This window comes from Pseudophaeobacter profundi, assembly GCF_029697505.1.
Taxonomy (GTDB): Bacteria; Pseudomonadota; Alphaproteobacteria; order Rhodobacterales; family Rhodobacteraceae; genus Pseudophaeobacter; species Pseudophaeobacter profundi.
The window spans coordinates 124,332-149,778 of sequence record NZ_JARJEF010000006.1 but is presented as its reverse complement, the minus strand read 5'-3'; the positions used below and the strand labels follow the sequence as shown (position 1 = coordinate 149,778).

Below are 25,447 nucleotides of genomic sequence, written 5' to 3'. Positions count from 1 at the left end.
AGAGGCCGCGCCGTGCAGATACCCGTTTGGCTGAAATCCTTAGCGGCAACCCTTGCCCTCCCTCAGGCGGGGGAAGGGGGCATTGGGGGGGCAATCCGCCGTGGCGCGGGGCAGGCCGTGACGTCAGGCAATGATATCGGGTGTCAGGCGGTCTTCGATCTGCGAGATCTTATCTTTCAGGCCGAGTTTTTGCTTTTTCAGCCGTCGGATTGTCAGCTGATCGCTGGTGCCACGTTCCTGCAGGGCGGTGATCGCCTCATCCAGATCGCGGTGCTGTCTGCGAAAGACTGCCAGCTCGACTGTGAGAACCTCGTCGTTCTTCATTGACATATCAGCAGGAGCATTCATGGGCGACTCAAACCATAAGGGAACCGGGAGGGCTAAGGTACTTCCTTAACGCCTTTTCCGCTAGACCTAGCGGTCAGAGACTTGAGAATTCTATATAAGTCACCATATTCTAGATATGCAGTTGCCGCTCAGGGACTGTGGATCAACGTCGCTTTGAAGTAAAAGGACGATACACGTGTCGAAACTCACCTTGGGTTCATACCCGCACATGCTGGGGTTTGAACAGTTGGAACGCCTGCTGGAACGCTCTGCGAAATCTGGAAACGAAGGCTATCCACCTTATAACATTGAACAAACTTCCGACTTTTCCTATCGCATCACCCTCGCTGTGGCAGGTTTTGCCGAGTCTGATCTGGCGATCACCGTCGAAGATCGGCAACTGGTAATCCGTGGCCGACAGGGCGATGACGGCGACGGGCGGGTCTTTTTGCACCGGGGAATCGCGGCGCGCCAGTTTCAGCGCATGTTTGTGTTGGCGGATGGCGTCGATGTGGGCGAGGCGGTTATGGAAAACGGGCTGTTGCACGTTGATCTCACACGCTCGCGTCCGGAAACTGTGGTTCAGACGATCAATATCAAAAAGGGGTAAGAGCAATGCAAACGCCATTTGACACCAATTCCACCGGTCCGCGTATCGTCTATGTCAAAGCGGTCGCGGTATCTGATCTGCCTAAGGACGTGCAGGCCAATGCCGAAGGGCGCGATCTACTCTATGCCGTGCATGATTCCGAGGGCGAGCAGCTGGCGGTCGTCACTGACCGGAAGCTGGCATTCTTGCTGGCGCGTCAGAATGACCTTTCTCCGGTTGCTGTGCACTAGGCCCTGGCCTCGAAACACCTGTAGGCTCTGGCCTCAAAACGCTTCTGCGCCCTCTCATCCGAGGGGGCGCTTTTGTTTGCGATGGCCAGAGGTGGTATTCACGTCGTTTAGGTGTGTTATGCTTTGGCAAAACTCAGCCAAACAGGTGGGGCGTGATGGGCAGATATGATTTTGATTGGGTCGATGCGTTTTCGGATCGTGCCTTTGGCGGCAATGGCTGTGCGGTGGTTCATGGGGGGGCGCATTTGCCGGTCGATATCTGCACCGCCTATGTGCGCGAAACGTCTTTGGTGGAATGCACCTTCACCGGCCCTTCTGAGGTGGCAGACCTTCAGGTGCGCTATTTCCTGGCCAGCCGCGAGATCCCCTTTGCCGGCCATCCTACCATTGCCACCGTGGCGGCGCTGCGCGACCGCGGCCTGATTGGTGATGGCGCGCTGCGGTTGGAAACCGGGGCAGGTGTCGTGCCAGTCGCGGTGCGCGGGGATCAGATCGAAATGACCCAGGTGGCGCCGCAGTTCGGCCTCTGTCCCGATTCGGCTCTGGTGGCCGCAGCAATTTCGCTGCCGGTCGAGGCCATTCTGGGGCGGCCGCAAACGGTCTCTACCGGGTTGCCCTTTTGTATTACCGTGCTGAAGGACCAGGAGGCGCTGGCAGCAGCCCGGCTTGACCTCGCGGCACTGGCGCGGCTGGGGCAGGCGCAGGGGGCGGATGGGATTGATATGATGGAACCCTTTCTGGTGACCCTGCAGGGGGCCACAGAAGTGGGCGATACCTATGCGCGGTCGCTGATGGCGCCCCCCAGTCCGCCGGAAGATCCGTTCACCGGCTCTGCCAGCGGCGCGATGGGCGCCTATCTGTGGCGCAACGGCCTGATGCAGAAAGATAGCTTTGTGGCCGAACAGGGCCATGGCATGGGTCGCCCTGGGCAGGCGCGTATCAGCCTGGTTGGCCCCGCCGAGGCCCCCGAAGGGATCCGGGTTGCGGGCACAGGGTACGTGCTGATGCGCGGCACGGTGGATCTGCCGGATTCAGCCTAACCCCGCTTCAGGCGTCGGGCGTCACGTTCTGCGCGGCGTTTGGATTTCCTGCGGTCCCAGGCGCGGCGCAGCCCTTGGGTCTTCAGCTCTGCTTCGGGGTCGAACATCAGGATCGAATTGCGAAAAATCCATTCGCCAACCGAACCGCGGCATCCCTTTTCCGGCCATAGGGACCGTTCTGACCAGATGTAATTCTCCCTGCGCTCGTCTGATTGTACCGGCTGCGCCATCGCCTGGTGCGACAGGCGGATCATCAGCTGCATGATGTTCTCTTCTTCCAGAACTTTGTCTCGGGCGGTGCGAATGGCTGCCTGGGCGCCTTCCCAGCGGCCATTTTGCATATCGCGGACCATGCGCTGGGCTTCCTGTTCCGGGTTGCTAAGGTCCAGGGTCGCAAAGCTGTCTTCTGGGAAATACGCAGGCACATTGGTGCAGCCGGCATAGAAGGGAAAGGACCAGCACAGCCATGGATCGGTCAGCTTCTCTGTCCAGACATGCGGGCCTTCGCCGTTTTCAATCGCAAGATTGTATTTGTTGGGCAGCAGCGCGTCGGCCTTGTCATCAACCGGGGTAAAGCCGCGACCGTATAGTTCGATATGTTCCGGGATCAGCTGGGTCATGGCCTCGACAAAGCGCATGCGCTTGCGGTGAAATTCCGTATAGACCTTGTTCGAGGTGACGATCGCGATTTTGTCTTGTTTCGCTGGGATGGCCAGAGTCTTGAACCAGTCATAGCCATGCGGCGCGCGCTGACCCGAAAAATCGGTACCAACCCACCAATACCAGCAGACGGCCCGGTGCCATTTCTTGGTGGTCAGCGGTTTGTCCGTGGTGGTCAGGGCCAGGCCAAACTGATTGAGAAAGCGGCAGCTATAGGGGTGAATGACATCCGGTTCCGCTGCGATAAAGATGCTGCGTTCGCGCGGTACCCGGCTTTTGATTGTGTACGAGGCGCGGTTAAACGCGATCAGGACGTCGGTATCTTCCGGGACGGTAGAGCCAAAGGTGAACCTGACATTTCCAATCTGCGATAGTCCGCCGGGTGCTTGTTTGAGAAATGAAATCTGGGGAATGTCGGTGAAAACATGAGTCTTAATCTGCTGGGGCATCTGTATCTTTACCTGTGAATAGGCCCAGTTTAGGTGGGAAACCGCCTACACGAAAGTGTGAATACCGCCGAAATCGCCATAAAATAACGCGCGCCCCTTCGTCAAAAGGGACGCGCGTCGCTGATATTTGTTGACTGCCTGTGGCAGCCTGGCGGGGCTGATCGCACCTTAGCCGGAGATCAGGCCCATGTTTTCCAGCTTCAGCAGCACCTGATGCGCGCAGTTGTCGACATCGACGTTTTCGGTCTCGACGCTCAGCTCGGGGTTGGTGGGCACGTCATAGGGATCAGAGATCCCGGTGAATTCCTTGATCTTGCCTTCACGGGCCAGTTTGTACAGGCCCTTGCGGTCGCGGCGTTCGCATTCTTCCAGCGAGGTGGCGACGTGGATTTCCACAAAGGCACCAAAGGCTTCGACATCTTCACGCACGGCCCGGCGGGTGGTGGCGTAGGGCGCAATGGGCGCACAGATGGCGATGCCGCCGTTCTTGGTGATCTCGGACGCCACATAGCCGATGCGGCGGATGTTGAGGTCGCGGTGCTCTTTCGAGAAGCCCAGCTCGGAGCTGAGGTTCTTACGCACGATATCGCCATCCAGCAGGGTCACGGGGCGGCCGCCCATTTCCATCAGCTTGATCATCAGCGCGTTGGCGATGGTGGATTTGCCGGATCCGGACAGGCCGGTCAGGAAGACGGTAAAGCCCTGCTTGGAACGCGGTGGCTTGGTGCGGCGCAGTTCCTTGACCACTTCAGGGAAAGAGAACCACTCGGGGATCTCCAGACCCTCGGAGAGGCGGCGGCGCAGCTCGGTGCCGGAAATGTTGAGGATGGTAACGTTATCCTTGTCTTCGATCTCGTCGATGGCTTCATATTGGGCGCGCTCGGACACCCAAACCATATGTTTGAAATCGACCATTTCGATGCCCATTTCTTCCTGATGGGTGCGGAACAGATCCTGCGCATCATAGGGGCCATAGAAATCTTCACCGGCCGAGTTCTTGCCAGGGCCAGCGTGGTCGCGGCCAACGATGAAATGGGTGCAGCCGTGGTTCTTGCGGATCAGCCCGTGCCAGACCGCTTCGCGGGGGCCTGCCATACGCATCGCCAGGTTCAGCAGGCTCATCGAGGTGGTGGAGGCGGGGTATTTGTCCAGCACGGCCTCGTAGCAGCGCACGCGGGTAAAGTGATCGACATCGCCGGGTTTGGTCATGCCGACAACCGGGTGGATCAGCAGGTTGGCCTGGGCTTCACGCGCGGCGCGGAAGGTCAGTTCCTGGTGGGCGCGGTGCAGCGGGTTGCGGGTCTGGAAGGCCACAACTTTGCGCCAGCCCAGCTTGCGGAAGTAGGCGCGCAGTTCGTTCGGGGTGTCGCGACGGGCGCGGAAGTCATAGTGCACAGGCTGCTGGATGCCGGTGACAGGGCCACCCAGATAGATCTTGCCGGCCTGATTGTGCAGGTAGTTGACCGCAGGGTGTGCGGCATCGTCGGCGCCAAACACCATTTCGGCTTCGCGTGCTTTGTTTGGCGTCCAGCTGTCGGTGACAGTCATGGTTGCCAGGATCACGCCTTCCTGATCGCGCAGTGCGATATCCTCGCCCACTTCCAGCGAGGCGGCAAATTCTTCGGATACATCCAGATTGATCGGCATTGGCCAGAGCGTGCCGTCGGCCAGGCGCATGTTTTCCACAACACCGTTGTAGTCTTCCTCGGTCAGGAAGCCTTTCAGCGGGTTGAAGCCGCCGTTCATCAGCAGTTCAAGATCGCAGATCTGGCGTGGGGTCAGGTCGTGGCTTTTCAGTTCGCCCGCCTCGGTTTTCAGCTTCTGGGCAGAGTCATAGGAGACATAGAGCTCGGGGATAGGAGCCAGGTTATTCTGCATTGGATGAGTCCTGTGTTTGATATGGGGCAAGCCGCTTGCGGTGCCGGTAAGTTCCGCGTGCAGCACATCGTATTCAGCCAGCTTGCGGGAGAGGAATTGATCGGTGAGTCGTCTTTTTTCAGCGGCGCCACGTCGTGTCAGCGTGTAGGCAAAGCGCTGCCGCTTATCGGGGCCAGCCCTGTCGCTTATGGTTATCAGCCCGCTATCGGCGACACTGCGCAACAGTGTGTTCAATCGCCCCAAAGAAAGACCCAGCGCTGTTGCCGTGGCGCGCTGTGACGCCTCCGGTGCCAGATCAAGCTGGCGCAGGAGGCGGAAGATCTGGTCTTCCTCGTTTGGGGTGGCGGGTGTGGCGGGCAGTGTCATGGCGCGATGGTATCTGGGTCAATGTGTGTTCACGCGTGAACGCATCGCATAAATGGCCCTGCGAGCAAAGGCCAAAAATACCTGCAATGCTTGGGATCGGGAGGCGTTGCTGCGCTGCAACGCCATTTGATCTGCTATGGCCTTGATTGCCGTAATACTGTCCCGTCCGGCAGGGATAATCAGGACTGTGGTTCAGATTTTTGCAAAATTTCGGGAAGTGTCGCAGCCTGACGCAGGGCAAGGGCCATCAGCGGCTCTGCGACGCCGCGCAGATGAAAGCTGCGCAGATCGAGATCTGAGGTGGCGTAGCCTGCCGCGTATAATACTGCGGCCGAAACCATCAACTCGACCCCTTCGTTCTTGCTGGCGCCCTCCAGGCGGCTGGCGGCATTGACGGTATCACCGATGATGGTGCGTGGGGCATGGCCTGCGGCGCCAATCTCGCCAATGACCAACTCGCCCAGATGCAGCCCCATGCCGATCTTTATGGGTTCATCCCCTTCCGCCTGCAGGGTCTGGTTGAAGGTTTCAAGTGCCAGGCCAATCTGGCTGGCGGCCCGAAGCGCCGCCTGGGCGGATTGCTTGGCCTCTGCCGCATCAAAGACGGCAAGAAAGCCATCGCCAAGGTATTTGTCCACATGGCCGCCGCTGCTGGTGACGCAGGGGACAACCGCATCAAAGAATCGGTTCAGCAAAAAGACCACATCATAGGGCAATTGCGCAGAGGTGCGGGCGGTAAAGCCGCGCATGTCGAGGAACAGGATCGCCAGCTGCTGTTCACGCCCCTGGCTGGCATGGGCGCGCTTTCGACGGCCGTTGGGGTGAAACATGCGGGTCACGGTGAGTGGTGTCTCTGGGCGGATCTGGCAGGCCAGCCGCATATTGGTCTGGGCTTTGACCGCCGCCAGGCTGCGTGCCTCGGGTGGGGCAGGGGGGGGCAGGCTGTCGCTGCCCGCGTCGATCACGACCCGGCAGGTGGTGCAGCGGCCCTTGCCGCCGCAGAGGGAGGTATGGGGCACTGCGTGGCTGCGTGACATTTCCAAAAGGGTCATGCCCTTTTCCGCGGTAATCGAGGGGCCGTCGGAATAGCTGATACGCACGGATCGGCCATTGCGGCGCAGCTTTTGTATCGCATAGGCGCAGGCAGTCAGGGCAAGCAGCAGCAAGAAGATCTGTAATAGCCGGGTTTCGGTCAGGCGCAGGGTGGCAAAACTCTCGGGGGTGGGCCAATTGAAATAGGCCATCAGATCGGCGCGCCTGCTGCCCTCGACAAAGATGTCATAGATCCGCCGCCCTTCGCTCAGCAATCCGGCCAGGGCGAAACTGGGAATGAAAACCGCCAGTCCGATCATGTAGGGGAGGGTCTTGCGCCACCATCGTGTGAGGCGCAGCCAGAAATGCAGCCCTATGCAGCCATGGATCCAGACCACCAGCAGCAGCGCCGACTGCCACCAGATCACCGGGCTGTTCCACATCAGCACGATAATATAGGGGTAGTCATCGCGCACTGCAAAGAGGTGATGCGCAACAGAGCTATGGGTGATGTGGGACAAGAGCTGCAGCGGGATCAGCAGGCCCAGAATGGTCTGAACAGCCTCGCCCAGGGGCATGCGCAGGCTACGTTTGCGCGCCAGCCGCCACAGCGCGAGGCCAGGATGCAGCAACAGGGAACTTGCCATGATGACAATCCCCAGGGGATTGCGCGTAATGACATGGCGCGCGTCTTGCATCGCCTCCATCGCGGTTGGTGAAAACAGTCCAAGCCCAAGGTTGATGAAATGAAAGAAAGCATAGGTCATCAACACCAGCCCGGTGATTATCCTGGTGCGGGTGATCCAATTCCCCTGCCAGAGTGCGCTTGCCACCCGCCGCTTCTCCTGTCTTGTGGGTTCTGTCCAGAAGCAGAGTGCCGGGCGTAGCCGCCCGGGTCAATGGCAGGGCAATGCCCCGTCGATCCTGGGTCGATCCTGCGGCGGCCGTGCCGATGCCAGGGCTGGGGCCGGGGCCAGGGCCGGGCGAGGGCGGTGTCTAGCTCTCCAGCCCCCAGCCATCGGGGGAAAACCCATGCTTCAGTGCGGCGCGGGTGGCCACTTCCTCGCCGATCCAGATGCCGGTGGCCGAAACCATCTGATCTGACAGCGTCGCGGCAAGATAGGGGGCACCATCTTCTGCGTCATCGGCACTGACATAGGTGCAGCTATACTCGCTGCGGCTCAGCTCCTCTGCCAAGGCACGCCAATCGGCCCCGTCGTGGGTGGGGACAAAGAAATAATCCACGTCCGCCACCTCGGGCAGGCCATGTTCGGCCTGCAGGGCGTTGAATGCCGCTACGGTTTCGGCGCGCTGGGTGTCGAAATCCTGCGGCATCCGGCTTACTCCTGTTCCGCGATAAAGCGTTCCGCGTCCAGCGCGGCCATGCAGCCCATTCCGGCCGAGGTCACCGCCTGGCGGTATTTGTGATCGGTCAGATCTCCTGCGGCAAAGATCCCGGGAACCGAGGTTTCGGTGGTGCCGGGCTTGACCGAGACGTATCCGCCATTGTGCATTTCAAGGCTATCCTTGACCAGTTCATTGGCCGGGGCGTGACCGATGGCCACAAAGACGCCCTTGCAGGGGATCTCGGTGATTTCGCCAGTCTTGCTGTGTTTGACGCGCACGCCCTCAACCCCAAGCGGGCTTTCGCTGCCGATCACCTCATCCAGTTCATGGAACCAGAGCGGCTCAATCTTGGGGTTTTTCATCAGCCGATCAATCAGGATCTTTTCGGCGCGCAGTTCGTCGCGGCGGTGGATCAACGTCACCTTGGAGGCAAAATTGGTCAGGAACAGCGCTTCTTCGACTGCGGTGTTGCCGCCACCAATTACCACGATTTCCTGGCCGCGATAAAAGAAACCGTCACAGGTTGCGCAGGCGGAAACGCCAAAGCCCTTGAACTTGTCTTCAGTTTCCAGACCCAGCCATTTGGCACGGGCGCCCGTGGCCAGGATCACAGCATCCGCCGTATAGGTGGTGCCGCTGTCGCCCTTGGCGGTGAAGGGACGCGCAGAGGTGTCGAGCGAGGTGATGATGTCGCCGATGATTTCGCAGCCCATGGCCTGGGCATGTTCCTGCATCTTGATCATCAGATCCGGGCCCTGCACCTCGGTAAAGCCGGGGTAGTTTTCCACTTCGGTGGTGGTGGTCAGCTGGCCGCCGGGCTCGATGCCCTGCACCAGGATGGGTTCCAGCATGGCGCGGGCGGCATAGACGCCAGCGGTATAGCCGGCTGGACCGGAGCCAATGATCAAAACCTTGGTGTGGCGCGTGTCGCTCATCTCGTATCCCCAATAACTGCGCAGTATTTGCACATTGAATCAGCAAAAATGGCGTCCGTGGCCGCCGTCAGGCTTGCATATAACGATAGGGGGGCGGCTCTTAAACCCCTGTTGCGCGGGCAAGGCGGGGCCTGGGGCGCACGATTTGGTGTGATCTGCGGCACCGGCTGCGCGACCTAGGGGAGGGGGCGTTTGCCGCTTGAACTTGGTAGGGGCAAAGAATATTGCGCCATTGTGAAATAATATTGCGCAGTCTTGCAGCAGTGCTATAAGAAACGCAATCTGACAGGAGCTTTACACCATGGTCACAACCCGTCTTGATCCGATTGATCGCAAGATACTCTCGGAGTTGCAGGCCGATGGGCGCATGACTAATGTCGAGTTGGCCAAGCGTGTGGGCATTTCTGCCCCGCCCTGCCTGCGCCGGGTGCGCGCCCTGGAAGAGGCTGGACTGATCGGCGGCTACCACGCCGATGTCAACGCCCGCGAGCTGGGCTTTGAGGTGCAGGTCTTTGCTATGGTGGGGCTGGAAAGCCAGGCCGAATCCGAACTCACCGCCTTTGAAGAGCAATGCCGCAGTTGGCCCTTGGTGCGCGAGTGTCACATGCTGAACGGTGAGGTGGATTTCATCCTGAAATGCGTCGCTCCGGATCTGAGCACCTTTCAAAGCTTTCTGACAGCGCAGCTCTTGACCACTCCAAATGTGGCCAGCGTGAAGACATCGCTGGTGATCCGTGGTGCCAAGGATGAACCAGGGGTGCCCTTTGATGTTCTGGAAGAACGGCTGCAGCGCGAGGCCTGAGCCGCGCGATCCCCCATTTCCTATCTTGCTGCGGCTGTTTGGCCAAGGGTGATGGCCCGGCTAGGGCTGGTCACCACGTTCTGGGGCCTGGCTGCGCTCATAGGCCAGTGGGCCAAAGCCTGAAATCGTATCGATATGGCTAAAGAGGTTGAGATAGAGGGTCTTGATGGCATAGCTGACCAGCTTCAGCGCCTCTGGGCCGGGATGATAGGTCTCGAACTCTAACCCGCCGACCCGGATCACCGCATGTTTGGGCAGGCAAAGGTGAAACAGATCCACCACTGTCGGTGGCGCGGTTTCAAAGATGTTCATGCCATCCTGAAATTCTTCCGCCAGGGTCAGCAGCGGTGGTCGATCGGTGCCGACCCGCAGATGTGGCGGCATCCGCAAGAGCCGCGCAGCAGGCCCCGCCACCACGCAGGAGGTTGGCTTTTGCAGGCCCAGGCTGTCAGCCATGAAACTGGTCAGGCGATGGCTGCGCCCCTTGGCATCAGCGCGGGCGGGCACCAGGCTGGTGCTGCCTTTCCAGATCAGCGGCTGGCAAGAGCCGTCCTGGGTGATCAGCTGGTCGCCGGGCAGCAGGTCTTCGACGGCGATTGGCCCGTTGCAGGTATCCACCATTGATCCTCGGGTAAAGGCGCTGAAGGCATCTTCGAAAATCGGCAGGGCTGGGGCGATATGGCGGGTTTCAGCGATTGCGCCATCGGGCAGCAGGGTGCTCACCTCATAGCGGCGCAGCTGGGGCTTTGTGCCCAGGCGAAGGGTCGCCGGATCCTGAAGCAAGGCCCGGGCTTCGGAAGCCCTGGCCGCGGCCTGTTGGAGTGACAGTGGCAGGGTCATGTGATCTGGCCCTTCGGTCGGCCCTGCCACCCGAATGCCGATCCCCATCGGCGCAGCGAACTGGCAGGGTGGTTTGGGGGAAAGATTATTGTCTGCATAATATGGCTCTGCACCAAAGTGCTTTACGGGTTACTATTTGGTCAATCTGCGAGATGCGGCCAATAGCCAGAGCATCCTGCGGGCGTTTCCTTAGGCGAGTGTGGTGGCGAATACCTAAGAAAGGGTCACTGCGCTCACAGATATCGCATGGTTTGCGGGCTGTTTACGGGCGGTTTGTCGTGGTTTTCGATCAGGATTGGCAGTGGCGCAGGCGGATCGGCCCTATGCTAGGCGCGCTGCTGTTGCGCAGACAGGTCGCTCTCCGCGGGATCCAGCGTAAATGGCTGTCTGGACTGCGGCAGCTGCCTTTTGCAATGTTTCTGCCAAGGGAGCCGCTGAATATCTGATTTTGCTTCTGAAATCATCGATTTTAGAAAACGTGATCCGGTGCTCATTTTGCAACTCCCAGCTGTAGGCCTCGGTGTTACCCAAGGCTTGTTTCAGCTTACTATCGGTAATCATTGCGTCATGAATATGGCTGGCCCATGGAAATTCCCAAGCACAGAGTTACCTCGGGCTGCGGCACCGTGTTCGAATGTTTCCCGGTTAAGGTGTTGATATTTAATTTTATTTTATTACGTTTTTGAGATCCGGGTGTCATCTGCGGCGAAATGGGGCCAAACCTGTGCGGCGCTGCCCTGATTTCGACCCTATAGGGCGATGCAGGAAATTAACCTTCCGTAGTCGGCTTCCCCCGCGTGGGTGGTGCGTCGGTAGGAATAAAACATATCCGCATCGCTATAGGTACAATGGCGGGTCCATTCGACCTGACCAATGCCTGCGGTGCGCAGCAGGTGCAGCCCCAGGCCGGGCAGGTCGAACTGATAGCGCCCCGCCGTACCATTGGCAAAGAAACGGGCGTGATCCGGGTCTTGCTGCAGGAAGTCTTCGTAGAACTCCGGTCCCACCTCATAGGCGCGTTGCGAAATGGACGGGCCGATCACTGCATGGGTCTTGCTGCGATCAGCGCCGAGGTCTTCCATCGCGTTCAACGTAGCCTCCAGCACGCCGTCCAATGCGCCGCGCCACCCTGCATGGGCGGCACCAATGACCCCTGCCTCGGCATCGGCAAACAGCACGGGCTGGCAGTCGGCGGTCAGAATCCCAAGGGCGATTCCGGGCGTTTTGGTCACCATGGCATCGGCGCGCGGGCGGTCGGTGGTGGGGGCGGTGATCACCGCCACATCGGCGGAATGCACCTGATGCACCCCAACCAGCGCTGTTGGTGCCACCTGCATGGCCTTGGCCACGCGCGCGCGATTCAGCGTTACCGCATCACGCTGATCGCTAGAGCCGAAGCCGCAGTTCAACCCCTTGAACACGCCGGTAGAGGCACCACCGCGACGGGTGAAGAACCCGTGATGAACACCGTCCAGTAGATCAGAGGTCAGAATTTCCAGCGTCATGAGATCAATCCAGGTGGTAATGAGGTCGTGGCGGGGGTGATCCCCAGAACTTTGAACAGGTTTCCCATTTCATCCGGGTGCGTCAACCGTCGATGTGCGGCAACCAGGCTGTCGAGCGCGGCGCCCTCCAGTCGGTTCGCCAGGGCGCGGGCGCGTTCGGTTATGCCAAGCCGCTCCAGAAAGACCCCCTGCGGTGTGACCCTGCTGTGGCTACAGCCCGCACCGGTCGCCACGCTGCACAGCACTTCAAAATCCACATGCGCGGTCAGGTCGGCAGTCCCTGGCACAAGCAGAGGATCCACTGGTGCATGCGATTTCAACGCCTGTAGCGTGTCACCCAAAGAACGCCAGTCTCCATAGTCGATGATCAGCGCAGCGCCGCCATGCTGGGCAATGCGCTGGGCCAGGCTGGCCGTGATGGGGGGGCTTGCGGGGCATAGCTCTACCAGATCGTCGGATTTGGTATCGGCCAGGCGGTGTTCCAGCGCGGGCTGTGGTGCTGCAGGGCCAAGCCCGAAGCACAGCGCGCCCTCGGCCAGGCCAACGCAGCGTTCGCGCCAGCCATCCCCATCGCGGACAAACTGGCGGATGGGAAGGGCATCAAAAAATTCATTGGCCACCAGGAACAGCGGCTGCTGCGGCAGCGCCTCTATGCTGTCGGCCCAGGTGACCTCATAGCCTTGCAGGGTCTCGGCCTGGGTGCGGCGCAGGCTTGGCGAGGCCTCAACCAGATGCAGGCGCAGCGCGGTGTGAAAGCCGGGCACGGCGCGGGTGGCGCGCAACAGATCCGCCATCAGGGTGCCGCGTCCGGGGCCCAGTTCGGCCAGGGTAAAGACCTTGGGGGCGCCCTGATCCAGCCAGCTTTGCGCCAGCGACAGGCCGATGAGTTCGCCAAACATCTGGCTGATCTCTGGCGCAGTGGTGAAATCCCCTGTCGTGCCAAAGGGTTGCTGGCGGGTGTAATAGCCATGTTCCGGATGCAGCAGGCAGTCTGCCATATAATCAGCCAGGCTGATCGGACCGTCGCTTCGGATACGGGCGGCCAGCTGATCCAGCAGCGATGTCATGCCGGGGCACCCACCACGGGCCGAGCTCGCAGAGCAAAGTACAGCCCCAGCGCAATCATCGGCAGCGACAGGATTTGCCCCATCGTCAGACCATAACCGCCCAGCTGCCAGGCCAGTCCCAGCGGGTTGCCCGGGCTGACAAAATGCGCATCGGGCTGGCGAAAGAACTCTACCAGGAAGCGCGCCGCGCCATATCCCGCCAGGAACAGGCCCAGGGCCAGACCTGGGCGCAAGAATGCCTGACGCCGCCAGACCAGCCAGATTAGCAGGCCGCCCAGCACCAGCCCCTCCAGCAGCGCTTCATAGAGCTGCGATGGATGACGGGCGCAGAGCGCGCCCAGGGCCTGTCCGCAGCTTTGCGCCGCGTCCCCCGGGAAGACCACGCCCCAGGGCAGCTCGGTGGGGCGGCCCCATAGCTCGGCGTTGATGAAATTGGCCAGTCGCCCTAGCAGCAACCCCGTCGGCACCGTATAGGCGACCAGATCGGCCATCTGTATCTTGGCGATCCCGTGGCGTGCGGCATAGGCCCAGGTCGCGACAATCACCCCAAGCAGGCCGCCGTGAAAGGCCATGCCGCCCTGCCAGATGCGCAGAATTTCCATCGGATGGCTGAGATAGTAGCCCGGCTGGTAGAACAGCACAAAGCCAAGCCGCCCCCCGAGAATCACCCCAAGAATGATCCAGGTCATCAAATCTTCGACCTGCTGGGGCTGCATTGGTGGGGTTTGCGCGGGCCAAAGGCGCTGCGTTTTCAGCGCAGCGACCGCCAGGCGCCAGGCAATCACGATGCCAACAATATAGGCCAGGGCGTACCAACGCAGGGCAAACTCCATGCCAAACAGGGAAATCGAGAAAATCTCGGGCGAAATATCGGGGAATGGGATCATGGCCTGCATGTGGTCCTGAATGCCTCTGGTCGTGAAGGGAAGTCAACGGCTTGCCGATGACCCTTTGCACCCCATATAGGGGGGGAGAGCGATACGGAGAAGATGATGCAGAGCCGCAACAAGATCATGGATGATATTTCCCAGCTGATGACCAATGCGATGGGCGTGGCCCAGGGTGCAAAGGACGAAGCAGATACCGCGATGAAGGGGCTGATGGATCGTTGGTTGGCCGACCACGATTTTGTCACCCGCGAAGAATTTGATGCGGTACGCGCCATGGCGCAAAAGGCACGCGAAGAAAACGAGGCCCTGAAGTTGCGCCTGGAGGCGCTTGAAGCCAAGGGCTAAGTGAGGCTGATCTGCCTGGCGCTGTTTGCCGGGTGCTTTTCGTCCGCTGTGCTGTACGGCGCAACGTGATGGCGTGCTGTGCCTGCGCCTGACGTGGTTGACCCATTCCATCCTGCCTGCGTCGATTTTTCAGGGCGCTAGCTTGGCTGTCCTCGCCCGTGCCTCTGCGCCGCTGTTTGGGGGCAAGGGGGCATTGGATCTGTGTCTCTCTGCTACCCTCACCCTCTGTTGCGCTGGGCAGTACCCGCGCGGCCTTCCCGTCGATTTATGCTTTCGCGGCCTGTTGCTGTGCCGGGGGTGCCGGTCCTGTTCATGGCCAGGCCGTGGAAGGTGCGAGGCGGCCTAGTATGCAATATTTTGCGGCTGAAGCGCTTTCGTCCACAACTTATTGCAGATATCCCCAGATAAAGGGTTGCCAGGATCACTCCCTCTTGCCACCATATATGGTATAGAGGCGGGGATGCTCCTCGTTCTGTAGACCAGAAACCTAGCTGTAGCGGGCACGCAGTGCCCCAGCGGTTAGAGACCCGAGAGGTGAGACTATGGCCCTTTCCGAATATCTTCTGGACGACGAGGCACACCCGATTGACATCGTCGAAAACCTTGCTGCGCATCATGATTGGGATTTTGACCGCATTGGCGACGATCAGATCGCCATGGCCGTCGAAGGTCAGTGGCGCACCTATTCGCTGACCCTTGCCTGGTCAGGTTATGAAGAAACGCTGCGGCTGATTTGCAGCTTTGAGATGGAACCACCCACCGCGATGATTCCGCAGCTGTATGAGCTGATCAATCTGATGAATGATCAGTGCTGGGCAGGCGGTTTCACCTATTGGGCGGATCACAAGGTGATGCTCTATCGCTATGGGCTGGTTCTGGCGGGCGGGCAATCGGCCAGCCCCGAGCAGATCGACGCGATGATCCATGCGGCAGTGTCTAGCTGCGAGCGCTACTATCCGGCGATCCAGCTGACCACCTGGGCTGACAGATCCCCCAAAGATGCTATTCAGGTCGCCATTGCAGAGACCTACGGCCGGGCATAAGATCTTGCCGTTCTAGGGTATTTTTGGAAACTTGTGCGGCGGGCGCCGTTTGGCGCGGTCGGCTGAACCCCTGACATTTTGTGCATTGGCCGATACGTGACGCGCGATTGACTTGGGAAGATGAACAGATGACCATATCACAGATTGAAACCGGCGGGCTGGTTCTGCTGGGCTGCGGCAAAATGGGCTCGGCTATGCTGGCAGGTTGGCTGGAGGGCGGATTGCCTGCAAGCTCGGTCTGGGTGCTGGACCCACACCCGTCAGAGTGGTTGCAGGGCACTGGGGTGCATATCAATCAAGACCTGCCCGGAGAGCCAGCTTTGGTGCTGGTGGCGGTAAAGCCCCAGATGATGGGCGCGGCATTGCCAAAATTGCAGGCGCTGGGCAATGGCAAGACGCTGTTTGTGTCGGTTGCGGCAGGCACGTCAATTGCCAGTTTCGAAGAGATCCTGGGCGATCAGACGCCGATTGTGCGCGCCATGCCCAACACCCCTGCCGCCATTGGCCAGGGCATCACGGCACTGGTTGGCAATCGGCGCGCCTCTGCCGCCGATCTTGACGTGACCGAAGAGCTGCTGTCCGCAATTGGCGAGACCCTGCGCCTGGAGTCCGAGGCCCAGATGGATGCAGTCACCGGGGTCAGCGGCTCTGGTCCGGCCTATGTGTTCCACCTGATCGAAACGCTGGCTGCCGCCGGAGAGGCCCAGGGCCTGCCGGCTGACATGGCGATGAAACTGGCCAAGGCCACTGTGGCCGGGGCCGGGGCATTGGCCAAGGTCGCCGAGGAAAGCCCCAGCCAGCTGCGGATGAATGTGACCAGCCCCAATGGCACCACCCAGGCGGCGCTAGAGGTTCTTATGCAGGAAGAGGGCGGCTTTCCCGATCTGTTGAAACGCGCCGTTGCGGCGGCGGCCAACCGATCAAAGGAGCTGTCGCGTGGCTGATCTTGATTTTGATGACTTCCTGAAGGTGGATATTCGCGTCGGAGAGGTGATCCGCGCGGAGCCCTATCCAGAGGCGCGCAAACCGGCGATCAAGATCTGGATCGATTTTGGCGCTGAGATCGGCGAGAAAAAGACCTCTGCCCAGGTGACGGCGCATTACACGCCGGAAACGCTGATTGGCAAACAGGTGCTGGCGGTGGTGAATTTCCCGCCGCGTCAGATCGGGAAATTCATGTCAGAGGTGCTGGTGCTGGGGCTGCCGGATGACGACGGAGAAATTCGCCTGGTTGGCCCCGACGGGCCGGTTCCGCTGGGGGGAAGGATGCATTGACGATGAAGCTGTTGATTACACGACCGATGACCGCCGCAGTCGAGGCCCGCGCGCGGGCTGAGTTTGATGTTGATATTCGCGCTGACACCCGCGTTATGTCCCGGCAAGAGATGACGGCCGCATTGCGGGACTATGATCTGGTGATGCCAACGCTGGGCGATACCTTTGATGCCAGTGTCTTTGCCGAAGTGGCAAACCCACGCTGCAAGCTTTTGGCCAATTTTGGCGTTGGGATCAATCATATCGATGTGGCCGCTGCACATGCCCATGGGGTGCAGGTGAGCAACACGCCCGGTGCCGTCACCGATGCCACGGCGGATATTGCCCTGACGCTGATCCTGATGTCGGCGCGCCGGGCAGGCGCGGGGGAACGGCTGGTGCGCAGTGGCGACTGGTCTGGCTGGCATCCGACCCAGATGCTGGGCCAGCATGTGACCGGCAAAAAGCTGGGTGTTGTCGGGATGGGCCGGATTGGCGCCGCGATTGCCCGGCGCTGCCACTTTGGCTTTGGTATGCAGGTTTCCTACATCGCGCGCAGCGACAAGGATCTGGATTTTGCCGCAGTGCGGATGCCCGACCTTACACAGATGGCCGCAGCGGTGGATTTCCTGGTGGTGGCGGTGCCGGGTGGGGCTGAAACGCGGCATCTTGTCGATACAGCGGTGCTGGCGGCGATGCAGCCAACGGCGCATCTGGTCAATATCGCACGCGGCGAGGTGGTCGACCAGGCGGCGCTGATTGCCGCCCTGCAAGCGGGAGGTATCGCAGGCGCGGGGCTTGATGTTTATGAATTCGAACCCGAGGTGCCGCAGGCGCTGCGGGATTTGGATAACGTGACGCTCCTGCCGCATCTGGGCACCGCCACCGAGGAGGTGCGCAGCGCCATGGGCCATATGGCGCTGGACAACCTTGCCGCAGGGCTTGCCAGTGAAACGCCGCCAAATTTGGCCTGAACCCGGCCCCTGGGTAAACAGGGGCGGAACAGGGGGGGGGGCGAGGGCGGTTAGGTCAATCGCCCGCCCGCATGGCGGCGCGCCAGTGGCGGCGGCACAGTGAAACATAGCTTTCGTTGCCGCCGATCTGCACCTGATCGCCCTTGGTGATGGCGCGGCCTGTCCCATCCTGGCGGATCACCATGGTGGCCTTTTTCCCGCAGTGGCAAATCGTGCGGACCTCGCGCATTTCATCGGCCAGCGCCAAGAGACTGGCAGAGCCGGGAAACAGCTGGCCTTGAAAATCCACCCGCAGCCCGTAGCACAGCACCGGTACGCCGAGATCATCCACGACATTGGCCAGCTGCCAGACCTGATCAGGGGTCAGGAACTGGGCCTCATCAACAAAAATGCTGGCCAGTTTTCCCTGGGCCAGACGGGTGCTGATCTTGGTAAAAAGATCATCGTCCGGCGCGAAGGTATCGGCAGCTGCGCTGATGCCAATGCGCGAAGCGATTCTTCCGGCGCCTTCACGGGTGTCGATCTGCGCGGTCAGCAGATAGGTGTCCATGTTGTTTTCACGGTAGTTATGCGAGGCCTGCAAGAGAACCGCCGACTTTCCCGCGTTCATGGTTGAGTAATTGAAATAGAGCTTTGCCATGGCGCTCCCATATCGCGCCGGAGCGGGGCTGGGCAAGGGGCAGAGCTGCCGGTGGCGGTGCCGGAACGACAGAAATGCCCCCCGGTTGTAGGCGCGGCTGATGGTTCTCTTCTGGCGATCTGCCAAGCCGTGGAGTTGCGCGGTCAACGCGCATCCCCTTAAATCTAGAGGGAAAATGGCAATCCTCCGAGGCCGCGTACGGGGATAGAGCAAATCGTACCCTTCCCGATCCTTCGCAGGTGATGGCCTGAAAGGGGAGGCCCGGCAAATGTGACCGGGCAGGCAGGAAGGGTACCTGTTTGAAAAGTTTGCCCATCTCAAAGCATGGGAAAATGCATTTTCTCTCGAAGACAGCCCACTCACAAAGCCGACTTCGCAATAAAATGGAGGCTGAAATATATCCTCCGTCACTCTCTAAATCCCTGAAAACCTTAGGGATGGCGCAAGAATAACAAATACTTTACAACACCCTTATGGGAAATTTTTCCCGACCTTCCCCTTTTGGCGCGGCATAGCTGGTGAGAGTTAATGGCAGAGATTGGTACCTATCTGAAAAAGCATACAGAGGCCCTGGTAAAGGATGTCGGGATTGAGGCGGCCTGCCAGATCACCGGAAAATCCAAGGCAACTTTGGGGCGGTATTATTCAGACAACGCAGAACACGCTGATCGTTTTATGCCGGTGGATGCGGTGGCCAAGCTGGAGAAAGAATCCTCTTATCCGCATGTGACCTCTGCGCTTGCGGATCTGAAGAATATCACCCTGTCTTACGAAAGCAGAAGTGGCGGCAATGCCGAAGGCGGTGCGGGTCGCAATGGCGGGGTCAACGCGGATGTAATCGCGCTCAGCCAGCGGTTTGCCTTTTTGATGAGCGAATACCAGACGGCAATCGAAGACGGTATTATCACCGTGAATGAAGCCAAGCGGCTGTTGCGGGAAACGGTGCTGTTGCAGCATGTCCTGTTGGATATGAAGCTGCATCTGGAAGAAGAAAGCGCCTAGCGCAAAAGGGTGGGCCAGGGGCTAGGCCAAGGCCAGACCGCTTTGATTGCGGGGCCTTGGCTGCCTTCTTCTGTATCGGCCTGCCTGCTTAGCTGCCGTGGTGGCGCCGCAGCAGAACCGATCCCACGGAATAGCCCGCGCCAAACGAACAGATCAGCCCCAGATCTCCCTCGGCCAGATCTTGCGAATATTTGGCAAAGGCAATGATCGACCCGGCAGAAGAGGTATTGGCATAGTCCTGCAGGATATTGGGTTGTTCCCCCGGCTGTGGGGTGCGGCCAAGGGCCTTTTTGCCGATGAAATCATTCATGGACTTATTGGCTTGATGCAACCACAGCCGCTTTAGCGCGTCGCTCTGAATGCCTTCATCCGCCATATGGGCGGCGATGTGCTGGCTGACCATTGGCAGCACTTCCTTGAAGACCTTGCGCCCGTTTTGCATGAACTGCATATCGCGCCGGTCTTTCACCCCATCAGGGCGAGAGCGCCGCAGGAAACCGTTGTTGTTGCGGATGTTGTTGGAAAATTCAGTGGCACAGCGGGTTGAAATCACCTCAAAATGATCGCCCTTGGCGTCTTCGATCCGCTCCAGCAGGGTTGCTGTTGCCACATCGCCAAAGATAAAATGGCAATCGCGGTCGCGCCATTCCAGATGGCCGGAACAGATTTCGGGGTTCACAACCAGGGCCGAACGAATGCTGCCAGAGCGGATCATATCGGCGGCAGTCTGAATGCCAAAAGTGGCCGAAGAACAGGCGACATTCATGTCAAAGGCAAAACCCTTGATCCCCAGAAGATCCTGGATTTCAATCGCAACTGCCGGATAGGCGCGCTCTAGGTTAGAGGCGGCGCAGATCACCAGATCGACATCTTCAGCGGTCTTGCCCGCCTGGGCCAGCGCCTTTTGGGCTGCGTCCAGTGCCATTTCGGCTAGGATGCCCGGCTCAGCGTCGTCGCGCTGGCGCAGCTGTGGATACATGATATCCGGGTTAAGCACCCCGGTCTTGTCCATGACATAGCGCTGTTCGATCCCAGAGGCCTTGAAGATGAACTCCTCCGAGGAATGCTGCAGCGGTTCAACGTCGCCTGCGGCAATGGCCTCGGCGTTTTCGGCGTTGATCCGGTCGGCATAGGCATTGAAGGCCTCAACCAGTTCGGCATTGGTGATGACTTGCGAGGGGGTGAAAACCCCGGTGCCGGTGATGGCGGCTGTGTACATGGCTTTGGACCTATGGGGATGAAACCCCGCAGTTGTGCCGCTTTTTTGTGCCAAAGGTCAAGGTTTACGACAGGTTCCGCGAAGGGGGCGCACAAAGATGGGCGCCGAACAAAGAAGTGTGAACTTCATCACATGAAAGGTTCATTGGCTGAAGTATGTCAGAGGGAATCACTTCTTTGCCGCCTGGAGCCAGATGTCACCGTCCTCACCAAAATCCTCTCTGCCTTCAGGGGCTGGTGCTGCCAGCGGGCCTGCCTTGTCGCGCGCGGATCAACCCAGTCAGCCTGCCAAGGTGATGCTGACGCCGGAAATGCGGGCGCTGCGGGGCGTCCTGGCCTTGCATCTGCGGATGGAAGAGGCCTTTGAACAGCAGGGGCTTGGTGCCGGGCTTGGCCGCATGGAGTGCTATCTGCTGATGCAGCTCGATTGCCCGCGCCGTATGGGAGAGCTGGCAAAAACGCTCTTGCTGGTGCCCTCCAGCGTGACCCTGGCGGCGGACCGGCTGGAACAAGAGGGGCTGGCGCAGCGCCAGCGTGATCCGCAGGATCGGCGTGCCCTGCAGCTGCAACTGACCGAAAAGGGGCGCCTGATGCGCAGCGCTCTAGAGGATCGCGCCGGGCGGACCCTGCGCCAGATCAGCGGGCTGACCCCGGATGAGATAGGCCAATTCGCGGAACTTTCCGACAAGATACAAGAGAACATTCTAGGCGCTGGTGACCAGCTGCTTGGCACAGAAAGGTAGAAGATGCAGCTATTGCAAAAATTAGCCGTGGCGATGGTGCCGGTTTTGACAGGTACTGCCCTGGCGGTTTCCAGTGTGGCAATATCTGGGCTGGCCCTGGCGGTGCCGGCACAGGCGGAAGAGGTGCTCAAACCGGTGAAACTGCTGACAACCCAGTCGGGCACCCGGTTGCTGGAACGGCAGTTCTTTGGCCAGGTGGCCGCCCAGCAGACGGTTGATCTGGCCTTTCAGGTGCCTGGCCAGGTGATGCGCTTCCCGGTGGCCGAAGGCTATATCGTGCCCAAGGGGCAATTGATTGCGCAGCTTGATCTGGAACCCTTTGAACTGAACCTGGAACAGGCGCGGCTGCAAAAGGAACAGGCGGATCGGACGGTTCACCGGCTGGAGCGGCTGAAAGGTACGGTAAGCGCGGTGTCGATCGAAGATGCCACAACCCAGGCGGGGCTGGCACGGGTGGCGCTGCGCAATGCCGAGTATGAACTGCGTCATGCCACCTTGAACGCCCCGTTCGAGGCGTTGGTTTCCACCCGCGAAGTTGAGAATTTCACCACCGTATCTGCCGGGGTGCCGATTGTGCGCCTGCATGACATGTCGGTGCTGCATATCGAAGTCGACGTGCCAGAGATCCTGTTCCAGCGGGCGGATCGTGGCGACGACGTTTCGACCACCGCGCGCTTTCCCGGCAGCGACGAGGAATTTCCTCTGGAGATCCTTGAATTCAAGGCCGAAGCCAGCAATATCGGCCAGACCTTCCGGGTGACCTTTCGTATGACCCCGCCAGAGGGGCGAGAAATCCTGCCGGGGGCCTCGGCCTCGGTGCGGATCAAGGTGGACACCGGCGAGCGGGGCATCCTGGTGCCGGGCACTGCGATTGTGACCTCTGCGGCGGGCGAAGTTGGCGTCATGGTCTTTTCCCCCAAGGGTGGCGAGACCGGGGTGGTCAACTGGGTCGCAGTAGAGCTGCAGGCGACGCAGAACGGCGATTTCGCCATTTCCTCTGGTCTGGACGGCGGCGAAGAGATCGTTGCCACCGGTGGCAATGCGCTGACCGACGGTCAATCGGTCCGCCGGTTTGCCGGTTTTGCGAGCTGAGGCCCGGAACATGGATATTGCACGCGCCTCGATCAATCGGCCACTTTATACTTGGATCATTATGCTGGTGGCCCTGCTGGGCGGCATATGGGGGTTCCTGAACCTGGGCCGCCTGGAAGACCCGGCCTTTACCATCAAACAGGCGGTCATCATCACGGCCTATCCCGGCGCCAGCGCCGAGCAGGTCGCCCGCGAGGTGACTGAGCCACTGGAATCAGCGATCCAGAAAATGGGCGAGGTAAAGACCATCACCTCGATCAATCGCCCCGGCAGTTCGCTGATCGAAGTGGAAATGCAAGACATCTATGATGGCAGTGAATTGCCTGCGATCTGGACCGATCTGCGGGCCAATATTCGCGACGCGGCGCGCGGGTTGCCCGATGGGGTTTCCCAGCCCTTTGTGAACGACAGTTTCGGCGATGTCTTTGGCCTGTTTTATGCAGTTACCACCGAGGGCTATACCGACGCCGAAAAACACGAACTGGCCACCTTTTTGCGGCGAGAACTGCTGGCGGTGGACGGGGTCGCGGATGTCGAGATTGCCGGCCTGCCGGAAGAGGCGGTTTTTGTCGAACCTGATATGGCGATTTCGGTCAATCAGAACATCTCTATCAATGCCATCGCCGGTTCTATCGCCACCTCCAATACTGTACGTTCTGGCGGGTTTCTTGATGCCGGACAGTCCGAGACCCGCATCAGCGCCCCGGCCGGATCAGATACCGTGTCGGAAATCGCCGGCCTGTCGATTGGCGCCCAGGGCGAGGTGATCAATGTGGTTGATATGGCCAAGGTCTTTCGTGGCCGTACCAGCAATCCCGACCTGATGATCCGGTTCAACGGGGTCGAAGCCTTCACCCTTGGCATTGCCGGCCTTGCCAGTGAAAATATCGTCGAAGTGGGCACACGGGTCGATGATCGTCTGGCCGCGCTGGACCGGCAGATCCCCTTTGGGGTAGAGCTGCTGCCGATCTATCAGCAGCATCTGGTGGTGGATCAGGCTTCCAATGACTTTCTTGTCAATCTTGCGACCTCGGTGGCGATTGTGGTTGCGGTGCTGGCCCTGTTCATGGGCTGGCGGGCGGCTGTGGTTGTGGGCACAACCCTGTTGCTGACTGTGGTGGGCACGCTTTTGTTCATGAACCTGTTTTCCATTGAAATGGAGCGGATCTCGCTGGGGGCGCTGATTATCGCCATGGGGATGTTGGTGGATAACGCCATTGTGGTGGCCGAAGGCATGCAGATTTCCATGCAGCGCGGCCGCGATTCCCGTGCGGCGGCCCATGATGCGGCCGCCAAGACGCAGATTCCGCTTCTGGGGGCGACGGTGATTGGCATCATGGCCTTTGCAGGCATTGGGCTAAGTCCGGATTCCGCCGGTGAATTCCTGTTCTCGCTCTTTGCGGTGATTGGCATTTCCCTGTTGCTGAGCTGGCTTCTGGCGCTGACCGCGACGCCGCTCTTGGGGCATTATTTCTTCAAACAGGGCGATGGCGACGACACGGATGCCTATGGCGGACTGTTGTTTCGCGCCTATGGTAGCTTGCTGCGGATCTCGCTAAAGCTGCGTTGGCTGGTGGTCGTGGGGCTGTTTGGCCTGACGGTGGTGTGCTTTGCCGCCTTTGGCACCGTCAAGCAGCAGTTCTTTCCCGATGCCAATACGCCGCTGTTCTTCGTGCACTACAAACTGCCGCAGGGCAGCACGATAGAAACAACTTCGGCGCATCTGGCCGTGGTTGAGGACTGGCTGAAAACGCGCGAAGACGTGGTGGATTTCACCACTTTCGTGGGGCAGGGTGCCACCCGTTTCATGCTGACCTACAACGCAGAGAAACCTAACCCAAGCTATGGTCATATGATCATTCGCACCGCCAGCCTGGCTGATATTCCGCCACTGCAGCAAGAACTGGAAGCCTTTGGACAGGCGCAGTTCCCCGAGGGCGAGTTCCGGACCAAGCGGCTTGTCTTTGGGCCGGGTGGCGGCGATCCCATCCAGGTGCGCTTCTCGGGCCCGGACCCAAAGGTGCTGCGTCAACTGGGAGAAGAGGCCAAGCGCCGCCTGGAGGCCGCTTCGCCCAATATCCTGAATACTCGGCAGGACTGGCGCGAGCAGGAACTGGTACTGACACCGCGCTATGCGACCGAGCGTGCCCAGACCGCTGGCATCGCCCGCGAAGACATTGCCGACACGCTGTTGTTTTCAACCGATGGGTTGCAGGCCGGGGTCTTTCGCGAACAGGACCGGCTGATCCCCATCATCATTCGCCGCCCCCGCGATGGCGCCTATAACATCATGGATCAGGTGGTCTATTCCAATAACGCGCAGAAGTTCCTGCCGATCGAACAAATGATCGATGGCGTCGATCTGAAGCTGGAAAACACCTTGCTGCACCGTCGCGACCGGGTGCCAACCCTGACGGTGGGCGCCGATATTCCGGTTGATTTGACCGCCGCCACGGTCTTTTCCGAAATCCAGGCCAGCATTGAAGAAATGCCGCTGCCTCCTGGCTATGCCATGGAATGGGGCGGAGAGCACGAAAGCTCGGGCGATGCCAATGAAAGTCTGGGCAAGCAGCTGCCTGTGACGGTGCTGATCATGGTGCTGATCTCTGTGCTCTTGTTCAACGCGCTGCGCCAGCCGATCATCATTTGGCTCTTGGTGCCGATGTCTGTGAACGGGGTGGTTGTCGGCCTGCTTGGCACCGGTCTGCCCTTTACCTTCACCGCGCTTTTGGGCCTGCTCAGCCTGTCGGGGATGCTGATCAAGAATGGCATCGTTCTGGTCGAAGAAATCGACCTGGTGCGCGAGACGGGCAAACCCCTGCGCGAGGCCATCGTCGAGGCATCCGTGTCGCGTCTGCGCCCGGTCATGCTGGCGGCGGTTACGACGATTTTGGGGATGATCCCGCTGCTGTGGGATGCCTTTTTTGTCTCCATGGCGGTGACCATCATGGGCGGTCTGGCCTTTGCCACGGTGCTGACCCTGGTGGCGGCGCCGGTGTTCTACCTGATCTTCTTTGCCCGTGATGAGAAGCGAGAGCGGAAGGCGGCACTGGCACTGGCGGCATAATGGGGCTGTGCTCTATCAAAACCATCTTGGGGGCTGCGGTGAAGACCGCGGCCCTTCTTGTTTCTATGCACTATGGTTCGCACAGGTAAGA

General features: G+C 59.9%; 26 protein-coding genes. 13 read left to right on the top strand and 13 right to left on the bottom strand.

Annotation, left to right across the window (positions count from 1 at the left end):
• Window positions 1-123 precede the first annotated feature (123 nt).
• Complete coding sequence (locus P2081_RS11695; RefSeq protein WP_278923048.1) at window positions 124-348, bottom strand: YdcH family protein; 225 nt, start codon at window positions 346-348, stop codon at window positions 124-126.
• Window positions 349-523: 175 nt separating this feature from the next.
• On the opposite strand from P2081_RS11695, the gene P2081_RS11690 reads away from it, so the two are divergent.
• From P2081_RS11690 to P2081_RS11680, 3 genes are all read left to right on the top strand, one after another.
• On the top strand, window positions 524-937 hold the full coding sequence (locus P2081_RS11690; protein WP_232405186.1) for an Hsp20 family protein: 414 nt from the start codon (window positions 524-526) through the stop codon (window positions 935-937).
• 5 nt (window positions 938-942) lie between these two features.
• On the top strand, window positions 943-1,167 hold the full coding sequence (locus tag P2081_RS11685) for a DUF1150 family protein (protein WP_278923047.1): 225 nt from the start codon (window positions 943-945) through the stop codon (window positions 1,165-1,167).
• 155 nt (window positions 1,168-1,322) lie between these two features.
• Entirely contained in the window at window positions 1,323-2,207 is an 885-nt protein-coding gene (locus P2081_RS11680; RefSeq protein WP_278923046.1) for a PhzF family phenazine biosynthesis protein, read from the top strand.
• On the opposite strand, the gene P2081_RS11675 is transcribed toward P2081_RS11680, so the two are convergent.
• The 5 genes from P2081_RS11675 to trxB all read right to left on the bottom strand — a co-directional run bounded on the left by P2081_RS11675 (window position 2,204) and on the right by trxB (window position 8,874).
• Window positions 2,204-3,316 (bottom strand): hypothetical protein, encoded by a 1,113-nt coding sequence (locus P2081_RS11675; RefSeq protein ID WP_278923045.1) that lies wholly within the window; start codon window positions 3,314-3,316, stop codon window positions 2,204-2,206. The two genes, P2081_RS11680 and P2081_RS11675, sit on opposite strands and share 4 nt — an antisense overlap.
• 168 nt (window positions 3,317-3,484) lie before the next feature.
• Window positions 3,485-5,560, bottom strand: coding sequence for a bifunctional sulfate adenylyltransferase/adenylylsulfate kinase (locus tag P2081_RS11670; RefSeq protein ID WP_278923044.1), 2,076 nt, complete (start codon window positions 5,558-5,560; stop codon window positions 3,485-3,487).
• A gap of 179 nt (window positions 5,561-5,739) precedes the next feature.
• Complete coding sequence (locus P2081_RS11665) at window positions 5,740-7,425, bottom strand: adenylate/guanylate cyclase domain-containing protein (protein ID WP_278923043.1); 1,686 nt, start codon at window positions 7,423-7,425, stop codon at window positions 5,740-5,742.
• Between the two features lie 163 nt (window positions 7,426-7,588).
• Window positions 7,589-7,927 (bottom strand): ribonuclease E inhibitor RraB, encoded by a 339-nt coding sequence (locus tag P2081_RS11660; RefSeq protein ID WP_278923042.1) that lies wholly within the window; start codon window positions 7,925-7,927, stop codon window positions 7,589-7,591.
• A 5-nt stretch (window positions 7,928-7,932) separates the two neighbouring features.
• Window positions 7,933-8,874, bottom strand: coding sequence for a thioredoxin-disulfide reductase (trxB, locus tag P2081_RS11655; protein WP_278923041.1), 942 nt, complete (start codon window positions 8,872-8,874; stop codon window positions 7,933-7,935).
• 301 nt (window positions 8,875-9,175) lie between these two features.
• Between trxB and P2081_RS11650 the strand changes: the two genes are divergently transcribed.
• Complete coding sequence (locus P2081_RS11650) at window positions 9,176-9,676, top strand: Lrp/AsnC family transcriptional regulator (protein ID WP_278923040.1); 501 nt, start codon at window positions 9,176-9,178, stop codon at window positions 9,674-9,676.
• Between the two features lie 60 nt (window positions 9,677-9,736).
• On the opposite strand, the gene P2081_RS11645 is transcribed toward P2081_RS11650, so the two are convergent.
• The 5 genes from P2081_RS11645 to lgt all read right to left on the bottom strand — a co-directional run bounded on the left by P2081_RS11645 (window position 9,737) and on the right by lgt (window position 13,984).
• On the bottom strand, window positions 9,737-10,516 hold the full coding sequence (locus tag P2081_RS11645; protein WP_278923039.1) for a Hint domain-containing protein: 780 nt from the start codon (window positions 10,514-10,516) through the stop codon (window positions 9,737-9,739).
• 326 nt (window positions 10,517-10,842) lie between these two features.
• Entirely contained in the window at window positions 10,843-11,010 is a 168-nt protein-coding gene (locus P2081_RS11640) for a hypothetical protein (protein ID WP_278923038.1), read from the bottom strand.
• A 255-nt stretch (window positions 11,011-11,265) separates the two neighbouring features.
• Window positions 11,266-12,021, bottom strand: a complete 756-nt coding sequence (pgeF, locus tag P2081_RS11635) for a peptidoglycan editing factor PgeF (RefSeq protein WP_278923037.1) — start codon at window positions 12,019-12,021, stop codon at window positions 11,266-11,268.
• Window positions 12,018-13,088 (bottom strand): class I SAM-dependent methyltransferase, encoded by a 1,071-nt coding sequence (locus P2081_RS11630; RefSeq protein ID WP_278923036.1) that lies wholly within the window; start codon window positions 13,086-13,088, stop codon window positions 12,018-12,020. Before P2081_RS11630 ends, pgeF begins: the two co-directional genes overlap by 4 nt.
• Window positions 13,085-13,984 carry a prolipoprotein diacylglyceryl transferase gene (lgt, locus tag P2081_RS11625; RefSeq protein WP_278923035.1) on the bottom strand — a complete coding sequence of 300 codons (900 nt, stop codon included), beginning with the start codon at window positions 13,982-13,984 and terminating at the stop codon, window positions 13,085-13,087. The genes P2081_RS11630 and lgt overlap by 4 nt, the downstream gene beginning before the upstream one ends.
• A gap of 96 nt (window positions 13,985-14,080) precedes the next feature.
• Between lgt and P2081_RS11620 the strand changes: the two genes are divergently transcribed.
• The 5 genes from P2081_RS11620 to P2081_RS11600 all read left to right on the top strand — a co-directional run bounded on the left by P2081_RS11620 (window position 14,081) and on the right by P2081_RS11600 (window position 17,594).
• Entirely contained in the window at window positions 14,081-14,323 is a 243-nt protein-coding gene (locus tag P2081_RS11620; RefSeq protein WP_278923034.1) for an accessory factor UbiK family protein, read from the top strand.
• 542 nt (window positions 14,324-14,865) lie between these two features.
• Complete coding sequence (locus P2081_RS11615; protein WP_278923033.1) at window positions 14,866-15,366, top strand: type III secretion system chaperone family protein; 501 nt, start codon at window positions 14,866-14,868, stop codon at window positions 15,364-15,366.
• A 128-nt stretch (window positions 15,367-15,494) separates the two neighbouring features.
• Complete coding sequence (proC, locus tag P2081_RS11610; RefSeq protein ID WP_278923032.1) at window positions 15,495-16,310, top strand: pyrroline-5-carboxylate reductase; 816 nt, start codon at window positions 15,495-15,497, stop codon at window positions 16,308-16,310.
• The gene (locus P2081_RS11605) at window positions 16,303-16,641 is read left to right on the top strand and encodes a tRNA-binding protein (RefSeq protein WP_278923031.1); all 339 of its coding nucleotides are present in this window, start codon (window positions 16,303-16,305) and stop codon (window positions 16,639-16,641) included. Before proC ends, P2081_RS11605 begins: the two co-directional genes overlap by 8 nt.
• Window positions 16,642-16,643: 2 nt before the next feature.
• A complete protein-coding gene (locus P2081_RS11600; protein WP_278923030.1) occupies window positions 16,644-17,594 on the top strand; it encodes a 2-hydroxyacid dehydrogenase in 951 nt (316 codons plus the stop codon).
• Between the two features lie 55 nt (window positions 17,595-17,649).
• On the opposite strand, the gene P2081_RS11595 is transcribed toward P2081_RS11600, so the two are convergent.
• Window positions 17,650-18,234 (bottom strand): thymidine kinase, encoded by a 585-nt coding sequence (locus tag P2081_RS11595; RefSeq protein WP_278923029.1) that lies wholly within the window; start codon window positions 18,232-18,234, stop codon window positions 17,650-17,652.
• A gap of 528 nt (window positions 18,235-18,762) precedes the next feature.
• Between P2081_RS11595 and P2081_RS11590 the strand changes: the two genes are divergently transcribed.
• Entirely contained in the window at window positions 18,763-19,236 is a 474-nt protein-coding gene (locus P2081_RS11590; protein ID WP_232405157.1) for a hypothetical protein, read from the top strand.
• 88 nt (window positions 19,237-19,324) lie between these two features.
• Here P2081_RS11590 and P2081_RS11585 read toward each other — a convergent pair whose 3' ends face one another.
• A complete protein-coding gene (locus P2081_RS11585) occupies window positions 19,325-20,455 on the bottom strand; it encodes a beta-ketoacyl-ACP synthase III (RefSeq protein ID WP_278923028.1) in 1,131 nt (376 codons plus the stop codon).
• A gap of 256 nt (window positions 20,456-20,711) precedes the next feature.
• On the opposite strand from P2081_RS11585, the gene P2081_RS11580 reads away from it, so the two are divergent.
• The 3 genes from P2081_RS11580 to P2081_RS11570 are packed head-to-tail and all read left to right on the top strand — an operon-like array spanning window position 20,712 to window position 25,356.
• The gene (locus tag P2081_RS11580; RefSeq protein WP_278923027.1) at window positions 20,712-21,197 is read left to right on the top strand and encodes a MarR family winged helix-turn-helix transcriptional regulator; all 486 of its coding nucleotides are present in this window, start codon (window positions 20,712-20,714) and stop codon (window positions 21,195-21,197) included.
• 33 nt (window positions 21,198-21,230) lie between these two features.
• Entirely contained in the window at window positions 21,231-22,289 is a 1,059-nt protein-coding gene (locus tag P2081_RS11575; protein WP_278923135.1) for an efflux RND transporter periplasmic adaptor subunit, read from the top strand.
• A gap of 10 nt (window positions 22,290-22,299) precedes the next feature.
• Window positions 22,300-25,356, top strand: a complete 3,057-nt coding sequence (locus P2081_RS11570; protein WP_278923026.1) for an efflux RND transporter permease subunit — start codon at window positions 22,300-22,302, stop codon at window positions 25,354-25,356.
• The last annotated feature ends 91 nt before the right edge of the window (window positions 25,357-25,447 follow it).